Origin of the sequence: Streptococcus sp. 714 (genome assembly GCF_013277115.1) — a bacterium.
Lineage (GTDB): Bacteria > Bacillota > Bacilli > Lactobacillales > Streptococcaceae > Streptococcus.
This window is the reverse complement of the sequence record NZ_VMMH01000009.1, coordinates 103578-126242: the sequence shown is the minus strand read 5'-3', so window position 1 is coordinate 126242 and position 22665 is coordinate 103578. Positions and strand designations below refer to the sequence as shown.

Here is a 22665-nt window from a genome sequence, read left to right as displayed (position 1 = left end):
CGTCTCTTTTCCGAATAAATAGATAGAGCTAGTGAATCTAGTAAACCTAGATTTAAAAATGTGCTATAATGAAAGGAGAAGAAATATGACTGTGCGTCATCCGGGCATCAGCCCGACCAACGATTTGGTTGCTAAAAAAATCTTTAGCAATCCAGAAATCACTTGTCAATTTATTCGCGATATGCTGGACTTGCCAGCAAAAAATGTGACGATTTTGGAGGGGAGCAATATTCATGTCTTACCTTCCATGCCGTACTCGGCACAGGATTTCTATACAAGTATAGATGTCTTAGCTGAACTAGATAATGGAACTCAAGTAATTATTGAAATTCAAGTTCATCATCAGAATTTTTTCATCAATCGCCTATGGGCTTATTTGTGTAGTCAGGTCAATCAAAACCTAGAAAAAATTCGTCAACGAGAAGGTGATACTCATCAGAGTTACAAACACATCGCACCAGTATATGCTATCGCTATCGTGGATAGCAATTACTTCTCAGATGATTTGGCCTTCCACAGTTTTAGTATGCGAGAGGACACGACAGGTGAGGCTTTAACCATCACTAACAATGGACAAGAAAACCATCTAGTCAAGATGGCGTTCTTGGAACTAAAAAAATACAGAGAAACCAGCAAAGACGAGGTTCGTAAACCGTGGTTGGAGTTTTTTGGGAACAAGCCCTTTACTCAGCGCCCCGAGCGAGCTATCAGCCAGGCAGACCAACTGCTAGACTACAAGAGCTGGTCCGAGGAGGATAGGAAAATGTTTAGTCAACTACGTATGCGCGAAGAACAAGCCTTGTTAGCACAGGACTATGCCTTAGAACAAGCTGAAGAAAAAGGCTTAGAACGTGGGAAACTCTTTGCCTTCCTGGATATGGTCCGCCAAGGTCTTCTGACAGCTGAGGTTGCTAGTGAACAATTGGGTATGACTGTCGCTGAGTTTGAGGCGCTGTTGTAAGACCATCACAAACAATGGACAAAAACACCATCTGGTCAAGATGGTGTTTTTGGAATTAAAAAAATATAGAGAAACCAGCAAAGATGAGGTTCGCAAGCCGTGGTTGGAGTTTTTCGGGAATAAACCCTTTACCCAGCAACCCGAGTGAGCTATTAGCAAAGCAGAGCAACTGCTGGACTATAAAAGCTGGTCCGAGGAGGACAGGAAAATGTTTAGTCAACTACGTATGCGCGAAGAACAAGCCTTGTTAGCACAGGACTATGCTTTGGAAACTGCTAGGGCAGAAGGAATTGAACAAGGTTTAGAACGTGGTATTGAACAAGGACTGGAACGAGGACGAGCAGAGGGTATCGAAGAGGGGATTAAAAGTAGGTCTAGTAAATCTCGTTCGTCAAGGCCTTCTGACTTCAGAGATTGTAAGTCAACAACTGGGTATGACTGTCGCTGAATTTGAGTCACTATTGAAAGACCATCATAAATAAGATCTAAAAATACAGAGAAACCAGCAAAGATGAGGTTCGTAAACCATGGTTGGAGTTTTTCGGGAACGAGCCCTTTACCCAAGAACCCGAGCGAGCCATTAGTCAGGCAGAGCAACTGCTGGACTATAAGAGCTGGTCCGAGGAGGACAGGAAAATGTTTAGTTAACTACGTATGCGCGAAGAACAAGCCTTGTTAGCACATAACTATGCCTTGGAACGAGCTGAAGAAAAAGGCTTAGAACGTAGACGTGCAGAGGGGATTGAAGAGAGGTAAAAGTAGGTTTAGTAAATCTAGTCCATCAAGGCCTTCTGATTTCAGATGTTGCCATCCAGTAATGATTCGAATAGTCGGGAATATAAAGTATTATTGTTCGTTTGATTGAAATAAGTTAGCTTTTATGAGTGATTAGAGTTCAACATTTAAAGTTTGGACTGTTTTCTCCAATATTTTCTTAAAAATAAGATAAAAATTGTTGACACCAATTATTTAAGTGGTATAACGGTGGTAGTAAAGAAAACTCTTTACAATCAAATAAAAAATAAAAGAGGAGATAAAACAATGAAAAAAGTTTTATTGACATCAGTAGCAGCTCTTGCAGTATTTTCTGCAGTAGTGCCAGCATTTGCAGATAACAATGGTGGAGCTAACCTCCCTGGACCATATGATTCACGTGAAGCATATGAAAGCCAATCAGAATTTGTAACTGCTGATAGAGTTAACGAATATGTGGCAGCATATAGTGAAAATATCAATGCAAATAAAGCTGATCTTGAGAAAGCACAAGCTGAATTGGCAAAAGCAGAAAATGCACCAGAAAACTTCACACATAACCGTGATGAACTTTTAGCACCATACAGAAATGTAGTTGTAGCTGCTCAAAAAGCATACGATGCAGAAGTGGCAAAAGTTCGTAACGAAGCGGTGAAACATTTGCAAGAAGTTTTCAATTTAGCTCTTAAAAAAGAAGGTAAATACTATATCTTGAACGAAACTCCTGAACAAGCAAACGCTCGTTATTTGAAAGATCACGCTCAAGATGGTCAAAACGGACAAACAGCTCCATCAGCTACTCCAGAACCAGGTAAACCAGGTGCAGTAGAGCAAGCTAAACAAGCAGAAGCAGTAGCTAAACAAGCAGATGCAACAGCTAAAGCTGGTCAAAAAGCTCTTCCAAAAACACACGCTTCTAAATAATTTATTTATTTAATGAAGTAACTAATCACTGAAACTTCGTTTCAGTGATTTTTTTGATAAAAGTAAATAAACAAGGGAGATAAAAATGAGCAGACGTTCAACTAAAAATAAGTCACCTATGAAGAAAATTATCGCTTCGCTTGTTGCTGTAGCTATTGTCGCTTTAGGAGGTTTATTCCTCTATAAGACATTTTTAGCTCCAACTGATCAGGCGAGTGAAACTAAGGTAGCACAAACGACACAAAAAATTGCTACGACATCGGCAGAGGAAAAAGAATATCTTACGAATAAGTTCAAAGGCTTACTTGGAACAAACTCTGATACGATCGCTTATGTGTATGCGCCCGGAACAGAGTTGGATGAGCCTGTTGTTCAAACAACTGATAATTCAACTTATTTAGATAAGAGATTTGATGGTGGTCACGAACCTTATATGGGAACAGTGTTTATGGACACAGATAATAAAAAGGATTTTAGTGACCGTTTAACTTGGTTATTTGGTCATGCTCGTGGTAGTAAAGTTGGGGATCATCGTATGTTTAATGATGTGAACTACTATAGTCGTCAAGATTATTTTGATGAACATCCATATGTTGTGATTGAGACTCCAGAGAGAAAGTATTATTATGAAGCAGTTGCTATGATTATAGTACTGGAAGAAACAGCCTTTTATCGTACTTCATTTGATGATGATAAAGATTTTCAAACACAGTTAACAACTATTTATGAAACAGCTGAAGTTAAGAAACCAAATGTTAAAGTATCAGCTAAAGATAAGTATTTAGTTCTTTCAACTTGTCGTGAAGAAGATGAAACGATTCGTGCGAATCTATATCTTCGTCAAATACCAGACTCAGAAATGAGTGAGTTTGTCAAACAGCACAAAGATCAATTAACGTATAAACCAACAAGATAAATATATAGACTATTACTACAATAGGAATGAATATAGTCTAGCAAGAATAGAAGTTCTTTGCAGTTGAAAAGGATTTCACTTTTATAATTATAAAGCATAAAAACAGAATTTAGTCATGGGCTAAGTTCTGTTTTTTTAAAACTAAATGGCTATATTCGCCAAAAGTGTGAAAAATACTTGGTCTGGCTCTTCCCAATGGTATTTTTTGGTGCTTTCCTTTATAATGGGTGTATGGATAAGAAAAAATTATTATTGATTGATGGGTCTTCTGTTGCTTTTCGGGCGTTTTTTGCGCTCTATCAGCAGTTGGACCGTTTTAAGAATGCGGCTGGTTTGCATACCAATGCCATTTATGGCTTTCAGTTGATGTTGAGTCATTTATTGGAACGGGTTGAGCCGAGTCATATTTTGGTGGCTTTTGATGCGGGAAAGACGACCTTCCGTACAGAGATGTATGCGGACTATAAGGGTGGTCGTGCTAAGACTCCTGATGAGTTTCGTGAGCAATTTCCTTTCATTCGTGAGTTGCTGGATCATATGGGAATTCGCCACTATGAGTTGGCTCAATATGAGGCAGATGATATCATCGGGACGCTGGATAAACTAGCTGAGCAGGATGGTTTTGATATTACCATTGTCAGTGGGGACAAGGACTTGATTCAGCTGACGGATGAGCATACGGTGGTTGAGATTTCCAAGAAAGGTGTGGCTGAATTTGAGGCCTTTACGCCAGACTATCTCATGGAAAAGATGGGGCTCACACCGACTCAGTTTATCGATCTCAAGGCCCTAATGGGTGATAAGTCGGATAATATCCCTGGGGTGACCAAAATCGGAGAAAAGACGGGTATCAAGCTCTTGCTGGAGCATGGTTCGCTTGAGGGGATTTATGAAAATATCGATGGGATGAAGGCTTCTAAGATGAAGGAAAATCTCATCAATGATAAGGAACAGGCCTTTTTGTCTAAAACACTGGCGACCATTGATACCAAGGCACCGATTGAGATTGGTTTGGAGGATTTGGTTTATAGTGGTCCAGATGTTGAAAATCTTGGGAAATTCTATGATGAGATGGGCTTCAAACAGCTCAAGCAGGCTTTAAATGCATCGTCAGCTGATGTGGCTGAGAGTTTGAACTTTACTATCGTTGACCAAGTCCGTCAAGATATGCTGAGTGAAGAATCTATCTTCCATTTTGAGCTTTTTGGTGAGAATTACCATACGGATGATTTGGTTGGTTTTGCTTGGTCTTGTGGGGATAAGCTCTATGCTACAGACAAGCTTGAACTTTTGCAAGAGCCGATTTTTAAGGATTTTCTAGAAAAAACACCTTTGAGAGTGTATGACTTTAAGAAGGCTAAAGTTCTCTTAAATCGTTATGATGTGAATTTGCAGGCGCCTGCTTTTGACGGCCGTTTGGCTAAATACCTCCTTTCGACTGTGGAGGACAATGAAATTACGACTATCGCTAGTCTTTATGGCCAGACTTATTTGGTTGATGATGAGACTTTCTATGGTAAGGGTGTCAAAAAGGCCATTCCTGAACGCAAGAAATTCTTGGAACATTTGGCTCGTAAGCTTGCTGTTTTGGTTGAGACTGAGCCTGTTTTACTTGAAAAACTTAGCGAAAATGGGCAATTAGAGCTTCTTTATGATATAGAGCAACCTCTGGCCTTTGTTCTTTCTAAGATGGAAATTGCTGGGATTAAGGTCAAAAAAGAAACTCTTCTTGAGATGCAGGCAGAAAATGAGCTTGTCATTGAAAAACTGACTCAAGAGATTTACGAACTGGCTGGTGAGGAGTTTAATATCAATTCGCCTAAGCAGTTGGGAGTACTTCTCTTTGAAAAGTTGGGACTTCCTCTAGAATATACCAAGAAAACCAAGACAGGTTACTCGACAGCGGTGGATGTGTTGGAGCGTCTGGCTCCTATAGCGCCGATTGTTAAGAAAATCCTGGATTACCGTCAGATTGCTAAGATTCAGTCTACTTATGTGATTGGCTTGCAGGACTGGATTTTGGCTGATGGTAAGATTCATACTCGCTATGTGCAGGATTTGACCCAGACTGGGCGTTTGTCTAGTGTGGATCCAAACTTGCAAAATATCCCTGTGCGTTTGGAGCAAGGCCGTCTCATTCGTAAGGCCTTTGTGCCTGAGTGGGAGGATAGTGTGCTGCTCAGCTCCGACTATTCTCAGATTGAATTGCGTGTTTTGGCGCACATCTCTAAAGACGAGCACTTGATTAAAGCCTTTCAAGAGGGGGCAGATATCCATACTTCGACAGCTATGCGGGTCTTTGGCATTGAGCGTCCCGAGGATGTGACTCCAAACGACCGTCGTAATGCCAAGGCGGTGAACTTTGGAGTGGTTTACGGAATTTCAGATTTTGGTTTGTCTAATAATCTGGGCATTAGCCGTAAGGAGGCCAAAGCCTACATTGATACCTACTTTGAACGCTTCCCAGGTATTAAAAACTACATGGATGAAGTGGTGCGTGAGGCGCGTGATAAGGGCTATGTAGAGACACTTTTTAAGCGTCGTCGTGAGCTGCCAGATATCAATTCGCGCAACTTCAACATTCGTGGTTTTGCAGAGCGAACTGCTATCAACTCCCCTATTCAGGGATCTGCGGCAGATATTCTCAAGATTGCTATGATTCAGCTGGATAAAGCTTTGGTTGAAGGTGGTTATCAGACTAAGATGCTGTTACAAGTGCACGATGAAATCGTCCTTGAAGTGCCTAAATCGGAACTAGCAGAGATGAAAAAATTGGTCAAACAAACCATGGAAGAAGCCATCCAACTCAGTGTTCCCCTCATCGCAGATGAAAATGAAGGGGCAACCTGGTATGAGGCTAAATAAAAAGGGGGCTAGTCCTCTTTTTTGTAGTCAAAATCTGCAAGCCTTTTCAAATTGTGCTATACTGATGAAAAAGGAGAATTTCTATGAGTCAAGAATTTATCAATCCAAGTGATGGCGTGATTCGTCAGTATCTCGCAACGAGTAAAACCCTTGCTGTGGTGGGGTTATCAGATCGTGAAGAAACAACCAGCAATCGAGTGAGCAAGGAAATGCAAGCTCGGGGTTATAAAATCATCCCAGTCAATCCCAAGGCGGCAGGTGGCGAAATCTTAGGTGAAAAGGCTTATGCCAACCTCGCTGAGATTCCTTTTCCTGTAGACATTGTCAATGTTTACCGTCGCAGCGAGTTTTTGCCAGATGTAGCGCGTGATTTTCTCAAGGCTGATGCTAAGATTTTTTGGGCACAGCTAGGACTTGAAAGTCTAGAAGCGGAAGAAATCTTGCGTGCTGGTGGATGTGATGATATCGTGATGAATCGTTGCATCAAGAGAGAACATACTCGCTTGATTGAGGAAGTATAAGAAAAAGGTAGCTGATGGGCTACCTTTTGTGTTAGACTCAATGAAAATCAAAGAGCAAACTAGGAAACTAGCCGCAGGTTGTTCAAAACACTGCTTTGAGGTTGCAGATNNGCTCAAAACACAGTTTTGAGGTTGTGGATAGAACTGACGAAGTCAGTAACCATACCTACTGCAAGGCGACGTTGACGTGGTTTGAAGAGATTTTCGAAGAGTATTAGAAAATGCCGATAAGGGTCTGCATACCAAGACTAGTGAGGATGATGGCAATCCAGCAGACGGCTCCGAGAACAATGGATTTTCCACTGGATTTGACCATAGCGACCAGATTTGTTTTGAGACCGATGGCACTCATGGCCATGATAATGAAGAATTTGGAGAGTTGTTTGAGTGGGGTAAAGAAACTACTGGACACACCAAGAGAGGTCAGAAGGGTGGTTAGGAGCGATGCAAGGATGAAGTAAAGGATAAAAAGTGGGAAGACTTTTTTCAGTTGCAGGCCTTGCTTATTTTTTTGTTGGCGACTTTGCCAGTAGGAGAGAAAGAGAGTGATGGGGATGATAGCTAGGGTTCGTGTGAGTTTGACAATGGTTGCGGATTCGAGGGTATTGGTCTGATAGAGACTGTCCCAGGCGCTGGCTGTGGCGGTTACAGAGGAAGTATCATTGACCGCAGTTCCTGCAAAGAGGGCAAAGCCTTCATTAGATAGATGAAGCCAGGTGCCTAGGGTTGGAAAGATGAGAGCAGCTAAGACATTGAAGAAAAAGATAACGGAGATGGCTTGGGCTACTTCCTTTTCCTTAGCATGGATAACGGGCGCTGTAGCAGCAATGGCAGAACCCCCACAGATAGAAGAACCTACTCCAATCAAGGTAGCCAGTTTTGTGTCCAGTGCAAAGAAGCGCTGGAAAAGGTAGGCAACAATCAAGGCTATTGAAATGGTGGACAGGATGACAGGGAGAGAAGATTGCCCAACTGCGAAGACTTGCGAGATATTGAGACCAAAACCAAGCAAGATAACGGCATACTGTAGCAATTTTTTAGAACTAAAGGTCAATCCAGTATCCAGTTGTTTATAGGATGAGAGAAAGGGATGGAGAAGCATTCCCATAAAAATCGCAAAAACGGGTGCACCAATGACAGGGAAGAATCCCCCTAAGTAGCAAGATAGGATGGAAATGAGAAGGCAGGCCAAGATGCCTGCTCCATTTTTTGATAGAAATGACATAAGAACCTCCAAATAGAATCTGTTACCATTATAGACCTGTAAACAGGAAAAGTAAAATAGAAAGTAGGTCCTAACAATTATTTGACAAGTAGTGCTAATTATGTAATAATAATCTTACAAGAATTGTAACGAAGTCTTGGCAAAAACAAAAATACCAGAGCTCCACCTCTGGTATTTCTTTTTGTCCAGTTACATTAAAACTAAACTCAGGTTATATTTTTTGTCGCGCTTATCTAACCACTTTCTGACTATCCACTCAGAAATGACATTACCGGTAATAGTAATCAGTAATGGTGCTAGAATAACTGTAACGAAGATTAGCAAAAAACTCAATACTCGTCGAAAATCTCCTAATACGTTGTCATCTTCGGCTTACCTAACCTTAGTTATGTCTTCACCTCGATTCTTAGTTTCATGAGATTTTCATTGAGTATTCTAAAAACATAGTGTTGTAATGAATTTAAATGAACATACATCAGTTGCTTATGCTAGTGTGATTTTGCGGTCAGAGAGCTTTTGTAGTATAATAGACATATGTTCTTTAAGCAAGGAGGGTATCTATGGACTTAACCAAGCGCTTTAATAAACAATTAGATAAGATTCAAGTTTCCTTGATTCGTCAGTTTGACCAGGCTATTTCAGAGATTCCTGGGGTTCTACGTCTGACATTGGGAGAGCCTGACTTTACAACTCCAGACCATGTCAAGGAGGCAGCTAAGCGAGCTATTGACCAAAATCAATCCTACTATACAGGGATGAGTGGTTTGATGACTTTACGCCAGGCAGCTAGTGATTTTGTAAGAGAAAAATACCAGATCGACTATAATCCAGAGAATGAAATATTAGTCACAATTGGTGCGACAGAGGCCCTATCAGCTACTCTGACAGCTATTTTGGAAGAGGGAGACAAGGTGCTCTTGCCAGCTCCTGCCTATCCAGGTTATGAACCGATTGTCAATCTAGTTGGGGCAGAGATTGTCGAGATTGACACGACTGAAAATGGGTTTGTCTTGACTCCAGAGATGTTAGAAAAGGCTATTTTGGAGCAAGGAGACAAGCTCAAAGCAGTTATTCTCAACTATCCGGCTAATCCGACAGGCATTACCTATAGTCGGGAGCAGTTGGAAGCCTTGGCAGCTGTTTTACGCAAGTATGAGATTTTTGTTGTCTGTGATGAGGTCTACTCAGAATTAACTTATACAGGGGAAAATCATGTCTCTTTGGGAACAATGCTGAGAGATCAGGCCATTATCATTAACGGTCTATCCAAATCACATGCTATGACAGGTTGGCGTTTAGGCTTCATCTTCGCACCAGCAAACTTCACAGCCCAACTCATCAAGAGTCACCAGTACTTGGTTACTGCTGCGAATACCATGGCGCAACATGCTGCAGTAGAAGCCTTAACAGCTGGTAAAGATGATGCAGAACCTATGAAGAAAAAGTATATCCAGCGTCGGGACTACATTATCGAGAAAATGACTAATCTTGGTTTTGAGATTATCAAACCTGACGGTGCCTTTTATATCTTTGCTAAGATTCCAGCAGGCTACAATCAAGATTCTTTTGCTTTTCTGAAGGATTTTGCTCACAAGAAGGCTGTTGCCTTTATCCCTGGTGCAGCTTTTGGTCAATATGGAGAAGGTTATGTGCGCTTGTCTTATGCAGCTAGCATGGAAACCATCAGAGAAGCTATGAAACGTCTTGAGGAGTACATGAGAGAAGCATGATTCAGTCTATTACGAGTCAGGGGTTGGTGCTCTACAATCGTAATTTTCGTGAGGATGACAAGCTAGTCAAGATTTTTACAGAGCAGGTCGGCAAGCGGATGTTTTTTATCAAACATGCCGGTCAGTCTAAACTGGCTCCAGTTATTCAACCTTTGGTGCTGGCTCGTTTTCTTTTGCGAATCAATGATGATGGACTTAGTTATATTGAAGACTATCATGAGGTGATGACCTTTCCAAAAATCAATAGTGATCTCTTTGTCATGGCCTATGCGACATATGTGGCAGCTTTGGCAGATGCTAGTTTGCAGGACAATCACCAAGATGCTCCCTTGTTTGCTTTTTTACAAAAGACTTTAGAGTTGATGGAAGAGGGGCTAGATTATCAAGTTTTGACCAATATTTTTGAAATTCAAATCTTGACCAGATTTGGAATCAGTCTTAATTTTAATGAGTGTGTCTTTTGTCATCGGGTTGGTCAGGCCTTTGACTTTTCTTTTAAATATGGAGCCTGCCTTTGTCCAGAGCATTATCATGAGGATGAGAGACGTTGCCATCTAAATCCTAACCTCCCTTATCTGCTCAATCAATTTCAAGCCATTGATTTTGAGACCTTGGAGACCATTTCGCTTAAGCATGAAATCAAACAAGAGCTACGACAATTTATGGATCAACTCTACGAAGAGTACGTTGGGATTCACCTAAAATCAAAGAAATTTATTGATTCCCTAGCAGACTGGGGACAATTACTAAAAGAGGAAAACAAATGAAAAAAATCGCAGTAGATGCAATGGGGGGCGATTATGCACCTCAGGCCATCGTTGAGGGGGTCAATCAAGCCCTGGCTGACTTTTCAGATATTGAGGTTCAACTCTATGGAGATGAAGCTAAAATCAAGCAATATCTGACAGCGACAGAGCGCGTCAGCATTATCCATACGGATGAAAAGATTGATTCAGACGATGAACCTACGAGAGCTATTCGGAAGAAGAAAAATGCCAGTATGGTATTGGCAGCCAAGGCTGTCAAAGAGGGTGAAGCAGACGCTGTCCTCTCGGCTGGGAATACAGGTGCTTTGTTGGCGGCTGGATTCTTCATCGTGGGTCGTATCAAGAATATCGACCGTCCTGGGCTTATGTCGACCTTGCCGACTGTAGATGGGAAGGGTTTTGACATGCTGGACCTCGGTGCCAATGCAGAGAATACAGCCCAGCACCTCCATCAATACGCTGTCCTCGGTTCCTTCTATGCGAAAAATGTCCGCGGTATTGCGCAACCACGTGTTGGCTTGCTCAATAACGGAACAGAGAGTAGTAAGGGCGACCCGCTTCGCAAGGAAACTTATGAATTACTAGTGGCTGATGAAAGTTTGAACTTTATCGGAAACGTGGAAGCGCGTGATTTGATGAATGGCGTTGCGGATGTTGTCGTGGCAGATGGTTTCACGGGAAACGCTGTGCTCAAGTCTATTGAAGGGACAGCTATGGGAATCATGGGCTTGCTCAAGACAGCTATTACAGGTGGAGGTCTTCGAGCGGAATTAGGCGCCCTTCTTCTCAAGGACAGCCTCAGAGGTTTGAAAAAACAGCTTAACTATTCAGATGTTGGTGGAGCGGTCTTGTTTGGTGTCAAGGCACCGGTTGTCAAGACTCATGGCTCCAGCGATGCCAAGGCTGTTTATAGTACAATCCGCCAGATTCGTACCATGCTAGAAACAGGCGTAGTTGCCCAGACTGCGCATGAATTTTCAGGAGAATAAAATAGATGACAGAAAAAGAAATTTTTGACCGTATTGTGACTATTATCCAAGAGCGACAGGGAGAGGACTTTGTCGTAACAGAATCCTTGAGTCTGAAAGACGATTTGGATGCTGATTCAGTTGACTTGATGGAGTTTATCTTGACACTGGAAGATGAATTTAATATCGAAATCAGCGATGAGGAAATTGATCAACTCCAAAGTGTAGGCGATGTGGTAGAAGTCGTCAAAAGTAAAGAATAGAAAGAAGCAACATGCAAGTCGTGTTGCTTTTTATTGTCAGGAAAAATAAAAAATTTAGAACTTTTAGTGGGAATTACGAATAGATAGATAAGAAAGAGGGGGAATGTTTATGTATGTGACTGATTTTTATACGTGGTTCATTAAATTATTTTTCAAATAAAATTTAATTAATTGTACATTTTCGAATTACTTTTCGAATAAATAAGTGAGAGGAAAGGAGCCTAGTTCATGTTTATATCAATGTTCTACCCATGGTTCACTGAGTTATTTTTTAAATAAATTTAATTTAGTTGTTCATTTTCGAAATTTTTTTCGAATAGATAAGTAAGAGGAAACAGAAAGGAGTTTGCTTCATGTATCTACCAATTTTCTATCCATGGTTTACTAAATTATTTTTCAAATAAAATTTAATTTAGTTGTACATTTTCGAATTCTTTTTCGAATAAATAAGTAATAAGAAAAGGAAGGAGATTAGAAGTGATTATTTCAGCTATTTATCCAATCTGGCTATTTAAGTGGCTTAGAGGATAAACATTAAACATATAAGAATATATACAAATTGAGGAGAAAAAAGATGACAAATTTTGACAAAATGGAACAGAACTTTGTAGCTCTTACAGAAGAAGAGTTGATGGATGTAGATGGTGGAATTGCACCAATTATTATTGGTGGTGTAGTTATTAGTTGGAAATTAATTGGAGGTGTAGCTGCGCTTGCTACAGCTTCAGCAGGTGCAGGCATAGCTGCAGGATATTATGCTAATCGACCATAATTTTGGATTTATATATGAGATTTGTTAAATTAATGCTGAAGATTTGGCCTGAGCTTATGGTATTACTTAGTTCAATATCTTATACAATTATCAGGTTGGTAGCTGATGTGAATAAGCTACCCTTACCTACATGGTTTGATGATTTTAATATACCAACAATTTCATTGTTTTTAATGGTATTCATTTTATTATATAGAAGTAAAGGAGAAAAGAATGGATAAATTTCAAGTAGTTGATGAGAAAGATTTGCAAGTAATTGAAGGAGGAATTGCACCTATTTCGATTATATTTGGCCTAAGTGCTATTGCATTTGGCGCATTTGGGGCTGGTTACACATTTGGTTCAGATTTGGCTCGTCGTGGGCGTTAGATAATGAATAATCGCAACCTTAATCTCAATACATTGTTACCTAAACTAGCCACGATATTTCCTTTGTTGGGAATAACTCTTAATGTCGCTCTTCATGTGATTCGTACAGGTTCGTTAGTATCCTTTAATTGGCAATGGACTTTGGTTGGTTTGCTTTTCTCAGCATATTTTGGTATTTTTCGCAAAGATTTGTCAAAAAATAATCAAAACTATAAATGAAGAACATGAATCAAAAGGATTTTGTGTATATGAATGGTAGCGTTTTTCCGCCATTCTTGTCAGGTAATTAGGAGTTTCTTATGAAAACATTTTTATTAGGTTTTGCTGAGGGTTATTTTATCGTATCGCTCATAATCTACATCGCAACGTATTTGATTTTGAAAAATCCGATCAATACCCTATTTTATCCAGAAATTTACCCTGTTTTATTTGGGCTCTTTTATCTAGGATATAAGGTCAATAAAAAGCAAGTAGGGTGAGCAGTTAAGAATGACTTATTAGTCTGCGCTGAAAATGGTTAGGGTAGAATCTAAGAATGCATCACATTGGAGTTTAATATGAAATTCGTTAAATCAGTATTGAAAGTTTTGCTTGAAATCATGATATTACTTAGTTCAATGTCTTATATCATCATCAGATTAGTAGCTGACATAAATAAAGTTTCTTTACCTACTTGGTTTGATAATCTTAATATACCCACGATTGCATTATTTATGATGATCTTCATTCTTTTATACAGAAGTAAAGAAAAAAAGAATAGATAGATTAGAAGCAGTAGACGCTCTATAGGGAATAGGTGTCTTATAGTAACGAATCAAAAAAGGAGTAACTATGAATCGTAATTTAGAACGATGTTATCTATTCTGACTAGGAATAGATCATACCAAAGGTGGCTTAGAAATAACGGGGACATTGGAAATTGAAGTAACTTTAAATAGGATGTCGTAAATGTTGCTATCAATGATTTATTTGTCCCAAGCTTGCCTAGGGTGACAGTAAAACATCAATTTCCTTTCATACCATATTTTTAGTAGGTAGGACGCTTGTTCTGCCTATTTTTTGCCAAAAGTGCAGTTGGAAGGGAGATAGGCACATTTGGGGAGGAAGTCCAGTTTTTGTTTGGGAATTGGGGTAAGATAGTTGTCATCAGATGAGTTTATACTCTTCGAAAATCAAATTCAAACCACGTCAACGTCGCCTTGCCATGTAGATCTTACTGACTTCGTCAGTTCTATCTACAACCTCAAAGCCGTGCTTTGAGCAACCTGTGGCTAGTTTCCTAGTTTGATCTTTGATTTTCATTAAGTATTAGGAAAAAGGAGATGAATATGAAATTTGGGAAACGTCACTATCGTCCGCAAGTGGATCAGATGGACTGCGGTGTAGCTTCATTAGCTATGGTCTTTGGCTACTATGGTAGTTACTATTCTTTAGCTCACTTGCGCGAATTGGCTAAGACGACCATGGATGGGACGACGGCTTTGGGCTTGGTCAAGGTGGCAGAGGAGATTGGTTTTGAGACGCGAGCGATTAAGGCGGATATGACGCTCTTTGACTTGCCAGATTTGACCTTTCCTTTTGTTACTCATGTACTTAAGGAAGGGAAATTGCTCCACTACTATGTGGTGACTGGGCAGGATAAGGATAGCATTCATATTGCCGATCCAGATCCTGGAGTGAAATTGACCAAACTGCCACGTGAGCGTTTTGCGGAAGAATGGACAGGAGTGACTCTTTTTATGGCACCTAGTCCAGACTACAAGCCTCATAAGGATCAAAAGAATGGTCTGCTCTCTTTTATCCCTATATTAGTAAAGCAGCGTGGCTTGATTGCTAATATCGTTTTGGCAACACTCTTGGTCACCTTGATTAACATTGTGGGTTCTTATTATCTGCAGTCTATCATTGATACCTATGTGCCAGATCAGATGCGTTCGACGCTGGGGATTATTTCTATTGGTTTGGTCATCGTCTATATTCTCCAGCAGATCTTGTCTTATGCTCAGGAGTATCTCTTGCTTGTTTTAGGGCAACGCTTGTCGATTGATGTGATTTTATCTTACATCAAGCATGTGTTTCACCTGCCTATGTCTTTCTTTGCGACACGTCGTACAGGGGAAATTGTGTCTCGTTTTACGGATGCTAACAGTATCATTGACGCGCTGGCTTCGACAATTCTTTCGATTTTCCTAGATGTGTCAACGGTTGTCATTATTTCTCTTGTTTTATTTTCACAAAATACCAATCTCTTTTTCATGACTTTATTAGCACTTCCTATCTACACAGTGATTATCTTTGCTTTTATGAAGCCGTTTGAAAAGATGAATCGGGATACCATGGAAGCCAATGCGGTTCTGTCTTCTTCTATCATCGAGGACATTAATGGTATTGAGACAATCAAGTCTTTGACTAGTGAAAGTCAGCGTTACCAAAAGATTGACAAGGAATTTGTGGATTATCTGAAGAAATCCTTTACCTATAGTCGGGCAGAGAGTCAGCAAAAGGCTCTGAAAAAGGTTGCCCATCTCTTGCTCAATGTCGGTATTCTCTGGATGGGGGCTGTTCTGGTCATGGATGGCAAGATGAGTTTGGGGCAGTTGATTACCTATAATACTTTGCTTGTTTACTTTACCAATCCTTTGGAAAATATCATCAATCTGCAAACCAAGCTTCAGACAGCGCAGGTTGCTAATAACCGTCTTAACGAGGTCTATTTGGTAGCTTCGGAGTTTGAGGAGAAGAAAACGGTTGAGGATTTGAGCTTGATGAAGGGAGAGATGTCCTTCAAGAATGTTCACTACAAGTATGGCTATGGTCGAGATGTCTTGTCAGAGATCAATTTGACCATTCCCCAAGGTTCTAAGGTAGCTTTTGTGGGGATTTCAGGGTCAGGTAAGACGACCTTGGCCAAGATGATGGTTAATTTTTACGACCCAAGTCAGGGAGAGATTAGTCTGGGTGGTGTCAATCTTAATCAGATTGATAAAAAGGCCTTGCGCCAGTACATTAACTATCTGCCTCAACAGCCCTATGTCTTTAACGGAACGATTTTGGACAATCTTCTTTTGGGAGCCAAGGAGGGGACGACTCAGGAGGATATCTTACGGGCGGTGGAGTTGGCAGAGATTCGGGAGGATATTGAGCGCATGCCCCTGAATTACCAGACAGAATTGACTTCAGATGGCGCAGGGATTTCAGGTGGCCAACGTCAGAGAATCGCTCTGGCGCGTGCTCTCTTGACAGATGCGCCTGTCTTGATTTTGGATGAGGCGACCAGCAGTTTGGATATTTTGACAGAGAAGCGAATTGTCGATAATCTGATGTCTTTAGATAAAACCTTGATTTTCATTGCTCACCGTTTGACCATTGCTGAGCGTACAGAGAAGGTTGTTGTCTTGGATCAGGGCAAGATTATTGAAGAAGGAAAGCATGCTGATTTGCTTGCACAGGGTGGATTTTATGCCCATTTGGTGAATAGCTAGAAAGAGGAGAGGATGAAACCAGAATTTTTAGAAAGTGCGGAGTTTTATAATCGTCGTTATCATAATTTTTCCAGTCGGGTGATTGTGCCCATGTCCCTTCTGCTCGTGTTTTTGCTTGGCTTTGCAACTTTGGCAGAGAAGGAGATGAGTTTGTCAACTCGGGCTACTGTTGAGCCTAGTCGTATCATTGCAAATATCCAGTCAACTAGCAACAATCGCATTCTTGTCAATCATTTGGAAGAAAATAAGTTGGTTAAGAAGGGGGAGCTTCTGGTTCAATATCAGGAAGGGGCAGAAGGTGTTCAAGCGGAGTCTTATGCCAGTCAGTTGGACATGCTCAAGGATCAAAAAAAGCAATTGGAGTATTTGCAAAAAAGTCTGCAAGAAGGGGAGAACCACTTTCCAGAGGAGGATAAGTTTGGCTACCAAGCCACCTTTCGCGACTACATCAGCCAAGCAGGCAGTCTTAGGGCTAGTACATCGCAACAAAATGAGACCATCGCGTCCCAGAATGCAGCAGCTAGTCAAACCCAAGCTGAAATCGGCAACCTCATCAGTCAAACAGAGGCTAAAATTCGCGATTACCAGACAGCTAAGTCAGCTATTGAAACAGGTGCTTCCTTGACCAGTCAGAATCTAGCCTATTCTCTCTACCAGTTCTACAAGTCTCAGGGTGAGGAAAATTCCCAAGCTAAGACTCAGGCTGTTGCGCAGGTTGAAGCGCAACTTTCTCAGTTAGAATCCAGTCTTGCTACTTACCGTGTTCAGTATGCAGGTTCAGGTACCCAGCAAGCCTATGCGTCTGGTTTAGGCAGTCAATTGGAATCCCTCAAATCACAACATTTGGCAAAGGTTGGTCAGGAATTGACTCTTCTAGAACAAAAAATCTTGGAGGCAGAGTCAGGCAAGAAGGTACAGGGAAATCTTTTAGACAAGGGGAAAATTACGGCTAGTGAGGATGGGGTGCTTCACCTTAATCCTGAGACTAGTGATTCTAGCATGGTAGCAGAAGGTGCCCTACTAGCCCAACTCTATCCGTCCTTGGAAAAAGAAGGGAAAGCCAAACTTACAGCTTATCTAAGTTCCAAAGATGTTGCTAGAGTCAAGATTGGGGCCTCTGTTCGCTATACGACTACTCATGATGCCAAGAATCAACTTTTCCTAGATTCTACTATTACAAGTATTGATGCGACAGCTACTAAGACTGAAAAAGGGAATTTCTTTAAAATCGAGGCGGAGACTAATCTAACTTCTGAGCAGGCAGGAAAACTTCGGTACGGGATGGAAGGTCGTCTGCAAATGATTACAGGTAAGAAAAGTTATCTGCGCTATTATTTGGATCAGTTTTTGAACAAAGAGTAATGTTCGTGTTTTTAGAGTTAAATGATTTTAAAACTGTGAGAAAGATTCTTCTTGCAGTTTTTTCTTTACGTTTTGTGAGATGACTATTCTATTTATTCGGTTAAATTCTTGTATTTTTAGGTTTTTTGTGGTAGAATGTGCTCAAGTAAAACGAAAGGCGAACTTTAAAATGTCAAAACAACTGATCTATTCGGGAAAAGCTAAAGATATCTATACAACTGAGGATGAAAATCTTATTATTTCAACTTACAAGGATCAGGCAACTGCTTTCAACGGCGTCAAGAAGGAGCAGATTGCGGGTAAGGGAGTCTTGAATAATCAGATTTCATCTTTTATTTTTGAGAAATTAAATGCGGCTGGTGTGGCGACTCACTTTGTGGAGAAACTTTCAGACACGGAACAACTCAATAAAAAAGTTGAGATTATTCCTTTGGAAGTCGTGCTTCGCAACTACACGGCTGGTTCTTTTTCAAAACGTTTTGGCGTAGATGAAGGTATCGTCTTGGATACTCCGATTGTCGAATTTTACTACAAAAATGATGATTTGGATGATCCATTTATCAATGACGAACATGTGAAATTCCTACAGATTGCGGATGATCAGCAGATTGCCTACTTGAAGGAAGAGACGCGTCGTATCAATGAACTCTTGAAAGTCTGGTTTGCTGAGATTGGCCTTAAATTGATTGATTTTAAGCTAGAGTTCGGTTTTGACAAGGATGGCAAGATTATCTTGGCAGACGAATTTTCACCAGATAACTGCCGTTTGTGGGATGCGGATGGCAACCACATGGACAAGGATGTTTTCCGTCGTGGCTTAGGTGAATTGACGGATGTTTACGAGATTGTTTGGGAGAAGTTGCAAGAACTAAAATAACAACCTAGAGGTCGTTTGGGAATATTGCAAGAGCTGAAATAAAGGAATAAAAATCGATGGATAAACGTATTTTTGTAGAGAAAAAGGTTGATTTTCAGGTCAAGTCAGAGAGTTTGGTGAGAGAGCTCCAGCATAGCTTGGGATTATCAACTTTGAAAAGCATTCGCATTGTGCAAGTTTATGATGTCTTTGACTTGTCTGAGGACTTGTTTGCACCTGCAGAGAAACACATCTTCTCTGAGCAAGTGACCGATACTGTTTTAGATGAAGCTGCGGTTAAGGTTGATCTTGATAATTATGCTTTCTTTGCTATCGAAAGTTTGCCTGGTCAATTTGACCAACGTGCGGTATCTTCACAAGAAGCTTTGCTGTTGCTTGGTAGTTCAAATGATGTAACAGTGAACACAGCGCAACTTTACTTGGTTAACAAAGATATTGATGCGAATGAGTTGGAAGCAGTCAAAAACTACCTGCTTAATCCAGTTGATTCTCGTTTCAAGGATATCATGACAGGGATCGCCAAGCAGGAATTTTCAGAGTCAGACAAGATCATTCCAAAATTGACTTTCTTTGAAAGTTATAGGGCAGAAGACTTTGCCCGCTACAAGGCTGAGCAAGGGATGGCTATGGAAGTGGATGATTTGCTCTTTATCCAAGATTATTTCAAGTCAATCGGGCGCGTGCCGACGGAAACAGAACTCAAGGTTTTGGACACTTACTGGTCTGACCACTGCCGTCACACGACTTTTGAGACAGAATTGAAACACATTGATTTCTCAGCTTCTAAATTCCAAAAGCAATTGCAGTCAACCTATGACAAGTATATTGCCATGCGTGATGAGTTGGGACGTACGGAAAAACCGCAAACCTTGATGGATATGGCGACTATTTTCGGTCGTTATGAGCGTGCTAATGGACGTTTGGATGATATGGAAGTGTCAGATGAAATCAATGCTTGCTCAGTAGAAATCGAAGTGGACGTTAATGGTGTGAAAGAACCATGGCTCCTCATGTTTAAAAACGAAACCCACAATCACCCAACTGAGATTGAGCCATTTGGTGGAGCGGCTACTTGTATCGGTGGTGCTATTCGTGACCCATTGTCAGGTCGCTCATATGTTTACCAAGCTATGCGGATCTCAGGTGCTGGTGATATTACAGCACCGATTTCGGAAACGCGTGCTGGGAAATTGCCACAACAGGTTATTTCTAAAACAGCGGCTCATGGTTATTCTTCATATGGGAACCAGATTGGTCTGGCGACGACTTATGTTCGTGAGTACTTCCACCCAGGTTTCGTTGCTAAACGTATGGAGCTAGGTGCTGTTGTTGGTGCGGCTCCCAAGGGCAATGTAGTCCGTGAAAAACCGGAAGCGGGAGATGTGATTATCCTCCTCGGTGGTAAGACTGGACGTGACGGTGTCGGTGGTGCGACAGGTTCTTCTAAGGTTCAAACGGTTGAATCTGTGGAGACTGCTGGTGCTGAGGTTCAAAAAGGGAATGCCATCGAAGAACGTAAGATTCAACGTCTGTTTCGTAACGGTGATGTGACCCGTCTTATCAAAAAATCAAATGACTTTGGTGCTGGTGGTGTCTGTGTGGCTATCGGTGAATTGGCAGACGGTCTTGAAATTGACCTCAACAAAGTACCTCTTAAATACCAAGGATTGAATGGTACCGAAATTGCCATCTCTGAATCACAAGAACGGATGGCGGTTGTGGTTCGTCCTGAGGATGTAGATTCCTTCGTTGTTGAATGCAACAAAGAGAATATTGACGCTGTTGTGGTTGCGACAGTGACTGAAAAACCAAATCTTGTCATGCACTGGAATGGTGAGACAATTGTGGACTTGGAACGTCGTTTCCTTGACACCAATGGTGTGCGTGTAGTCGTCGATGCTAAGGTTGTGGACAAGGATGTCAAGCTTCCAGAAGAACGTCAAACATCTGCTAACACACTTGAAGTTGATACCCTTGCGGTTCTATCTGATTTGAATCATGCGAGTCAAAAAGGATTACAGACTATCTTTGACTGCTCTGTTGGACGCTCAACGGTTAATCACCCACTTGGTGGTCGTTACCAACTCACACCAACTGAGGCCTCTGTGCAGAAATTACCAGTTCAACACGGTGTGACTCATACTGCGTCAGTCATGGCTCAAGGATTCAACCCATATGTAGCTGAATGGTCTCCATACCACGGTGCTGCTTATGCGGTTATTGAAGCAACTGCTCGTTTGGTTGCTGCTGGTGCCAACTGGTCTAAGGCTCGCTTCTCTTACCAAGAGTATTTCGAGCGCATGGACAAACAAGCTGAGCGTTTTGGTCAGCCAGTAGCAGCTCTCCTAGGCTCTATCGAGGCACAAATTCAGCTTGGTTTGCCATCTATCGGTGGTAAGGACTCTATGTCTGGTACCTTTGAAGAATTGACAGTACCACCAACCTTGGTTGCCTTTGGAGTGACGACGGCAGATAGCCGTAAGGCGCTTTCTCCAGAGTTCAAGGTTGCTGGTGAAAACATCTATTACATCCCAGGTCAAGCCCTCTCGGCAGAGATTGATTTTGATTTGATTAAGTCTAACTTTGCTCAATTTGAAGCAATCCAAGCTGGCCACAAAGTAACATCTGCATCAGCTGTCAAATACGGTGGTGTCGTTGAAAGCTTGGCTCTTGCTACCTTTGGGAACCATATCGGTGCAGAGGTGACCTTGTCTGAACTTGAAAGTTCTTTAACAGCTCAATTAGGCGGATTTGTCTTTACATCGCCTCAAGAAATTGTTGGAGTAGAGAAAATCGGTCAAACTAGCATAGACTTTACACTGACTGTCAACGGTGTGAAGCTAGATGGACACAAACTTGACAGTGCCTTCCAAGGAAAACTGGAAGAAGTTTACCCAACAGAATTTGCCCAAGCCAAAGAACTGGCTGAAGTACCAGTTGTTGCATCAGATGTTGTGATTAAAGCCAAAGAAAAGGTTGAAAAACCGGTAGTTTATATCCCAGTCTTCCCGGGCACCAACTCGGAATATGACTCAGCCAAGGCCTTTGAAAAAGAAGGTGCAGAGGTCAACTTAGTGCCGTTTGTGACCTTGAATGAAGAAGCCATTGTCAAGTCAGTTGAAACTATGGTTGACAATATCGACAAGGCCAATATTCTCTTCTTTGCAGGTGGATTTTCAGCTGCGGATGAACCAGATGGCTCAGCTAAGTTTATCGTCAATATTTTGCTTAATGAAAAAGTGCGTGTAGTTATTGATAGTTTTATCGCTCGTGGTGGTTTGATTATTGGTATCTGTAATGGATTCCAGGCCTTGGTCAAATCAGGTCTTCTTCCATACGGGAACTTCGAAGATGCCAGCAGTATGAGCCCAACCCTCTTCTACAATGATGCCAACCAACACGTGGCTAAGATGGTGGAAACTCGGATTGCCAATACCAACTCACCATGGCTTGCTGGAGTGGAAGTTGGTGAGATTCATGCCATTCCTGTTTCGCACGGTGAAGGGAAATTTGTCGTGACTGCTGAGGAATTTGCAGAGCTCCGTGACAATGGACAAATTTTCAGCCAATACGTTGACTTTGACGGCAAACCAAGTATGGATTCGAAGTACAATCCGAATGGTTCTGTCCATGCCATCGAAGGAATTACTAGCAAGAACGGCCAAATCATCGGTAAGATGGGACACTCAGAACGTTATGAAGACGGTCTTTTCCAAAACATCCCAGGAAATAAAGACCAGCACCTCTTTGCGTCAGCGGTTAAATATTTCACTGGAAAATAAGAAAAATAAGACTTGCAGATTTTCTAATAGATAGCATCTGTAATATAAAAGTCATGTAGATCTAGCTCTTGATGATCGCAAATGGTTTTTTGCGAGTGAAACGAGCTTCTACCGTATCATTCCGCTCT

The 22665-nt window shown here is 41.3% G+C and carries 18 protein-coding genes and 2 pseudogenes; 19 read left to right on the top strand and 1 reads right to left on the bottom strand.

Annotated elements, in window-relative coordinates; translation table 11 throughout:
* The first annotated feature begins 85 nt into the window (after positions 1 to 85).
* From HT718_RS04210 to HT718_RS04180, 7 genes and pseudogenes are all read left to right on the top strand, one after another.
* The gene (locus HT718_RS04210) at positions 86 to 961 is read left to right on the top strand and encodes an Rpn family recombination-promoting nuclease/putative transposase (RefSeq protein WP_173267502.1); all 876 of its coding nucleotides are present in this window, start codon (positions 86 to 88) and stop codon (positions 959 to 961) included.
* Position 962: 1 nt separating this feature from the next.
* Positions 963 to 1443: pseudogene (locus HT718_RS09560) on the top strand (hypothetical protein); the annotation flags it as partial.
* A pseudogene (locus tag HT718_RS09555) lies at positions 1442 to 1779 on the top strand (hypothetical protein); the annotation flags it as partial. The pseudogenes HT718_RS09560 and HT718_RS09555, both read left to right, overlap by 2 nt.
* Positions 1780 to 2002: 223 nt before the next feature.
* Complete coding sequence (gene abpA, locus HT718_RS04195; RefSeq protein ID WP_173267500.1) at positions 2003 to 2638, top strand: amylase-binding adhesin AbpA; 636 nt, start codon at positions 2003 to 2005, stop codon at positions 2636 to 2638.
* A gap of 85 nt (positions 2639 to 2723) precedes the next feature.
* Complete coding sequence (gene srtB, locus HT718_RS04190) at positions 2724 to 3554, top strand: class B sortase, LPKTxAVK-specific (protein ID WP_173267498.1); 831 nt, start codon at positions 2724 to 2726, stop codon at positions 3552 to 3554.
* A gap of 231 nt (positions 3555 to 3785) precedes the next feature.
* Positions 3786 to 6419: a DNA polymerase I gene (gene polA / locus HT718_RS04185; protein WP_173267496.1), complete on the top strand. Its 2634-nt coding sequence runs from the start codon at positions 3786 to 3788 to the stop codon at positions 6417 to 6419.
* An 83-nt stretch (positions 6420 to 6502) separates the two neighbouring features.
* Positions 6503 to 6940, top strand: a complete 438-nt coding sequence (locus HT718_RS04180) for a CoA-binding protein (RefSeq protein ID WP_173267494.1) — start codon at positions 6503 to 6505, stop codon at positions 6938 to 6940.
* Positions 6941 to 7154: 214 nt separating this feature from the next.
* Here the strand turns inward: HT718_RS04180 and HT718_RS04175 are convergent, their stop codons facing one another.
* On the bottom strand, positions 7155 to 8165 hold the full coding sequence (locus HT718_RS04175) for a YeiH family protein (protein ID WP_173267492.1): 1011 nt from the start codon (positions 8163 to 8165) through the stop codon (positions 7155 to 7157).
* Between the two features lie 560 nt (positions 8166 to 8725).
* On the opposite strand from HT718_RS04175, the gene HT718_RS04170 reads away from it, so the two are divergent.
* The 12 genes from HT718_RS04170 (at position 8726) to HT718_RS04120 (ending at position 22537) form a co-directional block, all read left to right on the top strand.
* Positions 8726 to 9895: a pyridoxal phosphate-dependent aminotransferase gene (locus HT718_RS04170; protein WP_173267491.1), complete on the top strand. Its 1170-nt coding sequence runs from the start codon at positions 8726 to 8728 to the stop codon at positions 9893 to 9895.
* Positions 9892 to 10662 (top strand): DNA repair protein RecO, encoded by a 771-nt coding sequence (gene recO / locus HT718_RS04165; RefSeq protein WP_173267490.1) that lies wholly within the window; start codon positions 9892 to 9894, stop codon positions 10660 to 10662. Before HT718_RS04170 ends, recO begins: the two co-directional genes overlap by 4 nt.
* Positions 10659 to 11651, top strand: coding sequence for a phosphate acyltransferase PlsX (plsX, locus tag HT718_RS04160; RefSeq protein WP_173267488.1), 993 nt, complete (start codon positions 10659 to 10661; stop codon positions 11649 to 11651). The genes recO and plsX overlap by 4 nt, the downstream gene beginning before the upstream one ends.
* A 5-nt stretch (positions 11652 to 11656) precedes the next feature.
* On the top strand, positions 11657 to 11893 hold the full coding sequence (locus HT718_RS04155; protein ID WP_000136444.1) for an acyl carrier protein: 237 nt from the start codon (positions 11657 to 11659) through the stop codon (positions 11891 to 11893).
* A 574-nt stretch (positions 11894 to 12467) separates the two neighbouring features.
* Positions 12468 to 12665, top strand: coding sequence for a class IIb bacteriocin, lactobin A/cerein 7B family (locus tag HT718_RS04150; protein WP_000180818.1), 198 nt, complete (start codon positions 12468 to 12470; stop codon positions 12663 to 12665).
* A gap of 213 nt (positions 12666 to 12878) precedes the next feature.
* Positions 12879 to 13034, top strand: a complete 156-nt coding sequence (locus HT718_RS04145) for a smi_0061 family bacteriocin-like peptide (protein WP_173267486.1) — start codon at positions 12879 to 12881, stop codon at positions 13032 to 13034.
* Positions 13035 to 13037: 3 nt separating this feature from the next.
* A complete protein-coding gene (locus HT718_RS09550) occupies positions 13038 to 13253 on the top strand; it encodes a bacteriocin immunity protein (RefSeq protein WP_240147349.1) in 216 nt (71 codons plus the stop codon).
* Between the two features lie 80 nt (positions 13254 to 13333).
* A complete protein-coding gene (locus tag HT718_RS04140; protein WP_173267484.1) occupies positions 13334 to 13513 on the top strand; it encodes a hypothetical protein in 180 nt (59 codons plus the stop codon).
* 849 nt (positions 13514 to 14362) lie between these two features.
* A complete protein-coding gene (gene comA, locus HT718_RS04135) occupies positions 14363 to 16516 on the top strand; it encodes a peptide cleavage/export ABC transporter ComA (RefSeq protein ID WP_173267482.1) in 2154 nt (717 codons plus the stop codon).
* Between the two features lie 12 nt (positions 16517 to 16528).
* Positions 16529 to 17878: a competence pheromone export protein ComB gene (gene comB / locus HT718_RS04130; RefSeq protein WP_173267480.1), complete on the top strand. Its 1350-nt coding sequence runs from the start codon at positions 16529 to 16531 to the stop codon at positions 17876 to 17878.
* A gap of 169 nt (positions 17879 to 18047) precedes the next feature.
* Positions 18048 to 18755 carry a phosphoribosylaminoimidazolesuccinocarboxamide synthase gene (gene purC / locus HT718_RS04125; protein WP_173267478.1) on the top strand — a complete coding sequence of 236 codons (708 nt, stop codon included), beginning with the start codon at positions 18048 to 18050 and terminating at the stop codon, positions 18753 to 18755.
* A 56-nt stretch (positions 18756 to 18811) separates the two neighbouring features.
* A complete protein-coding gene (locus HT718_RS04120; protein WP_173267476.1) occupies positions 18812 to 22537 on the top strand; it encodes a phosphoribosylformylglycinamidine synthase in 3726 nt (1241 codons plus the stop codon).
* Positions 22538 to 22665 lie beyond the last annotated feature (128 nt).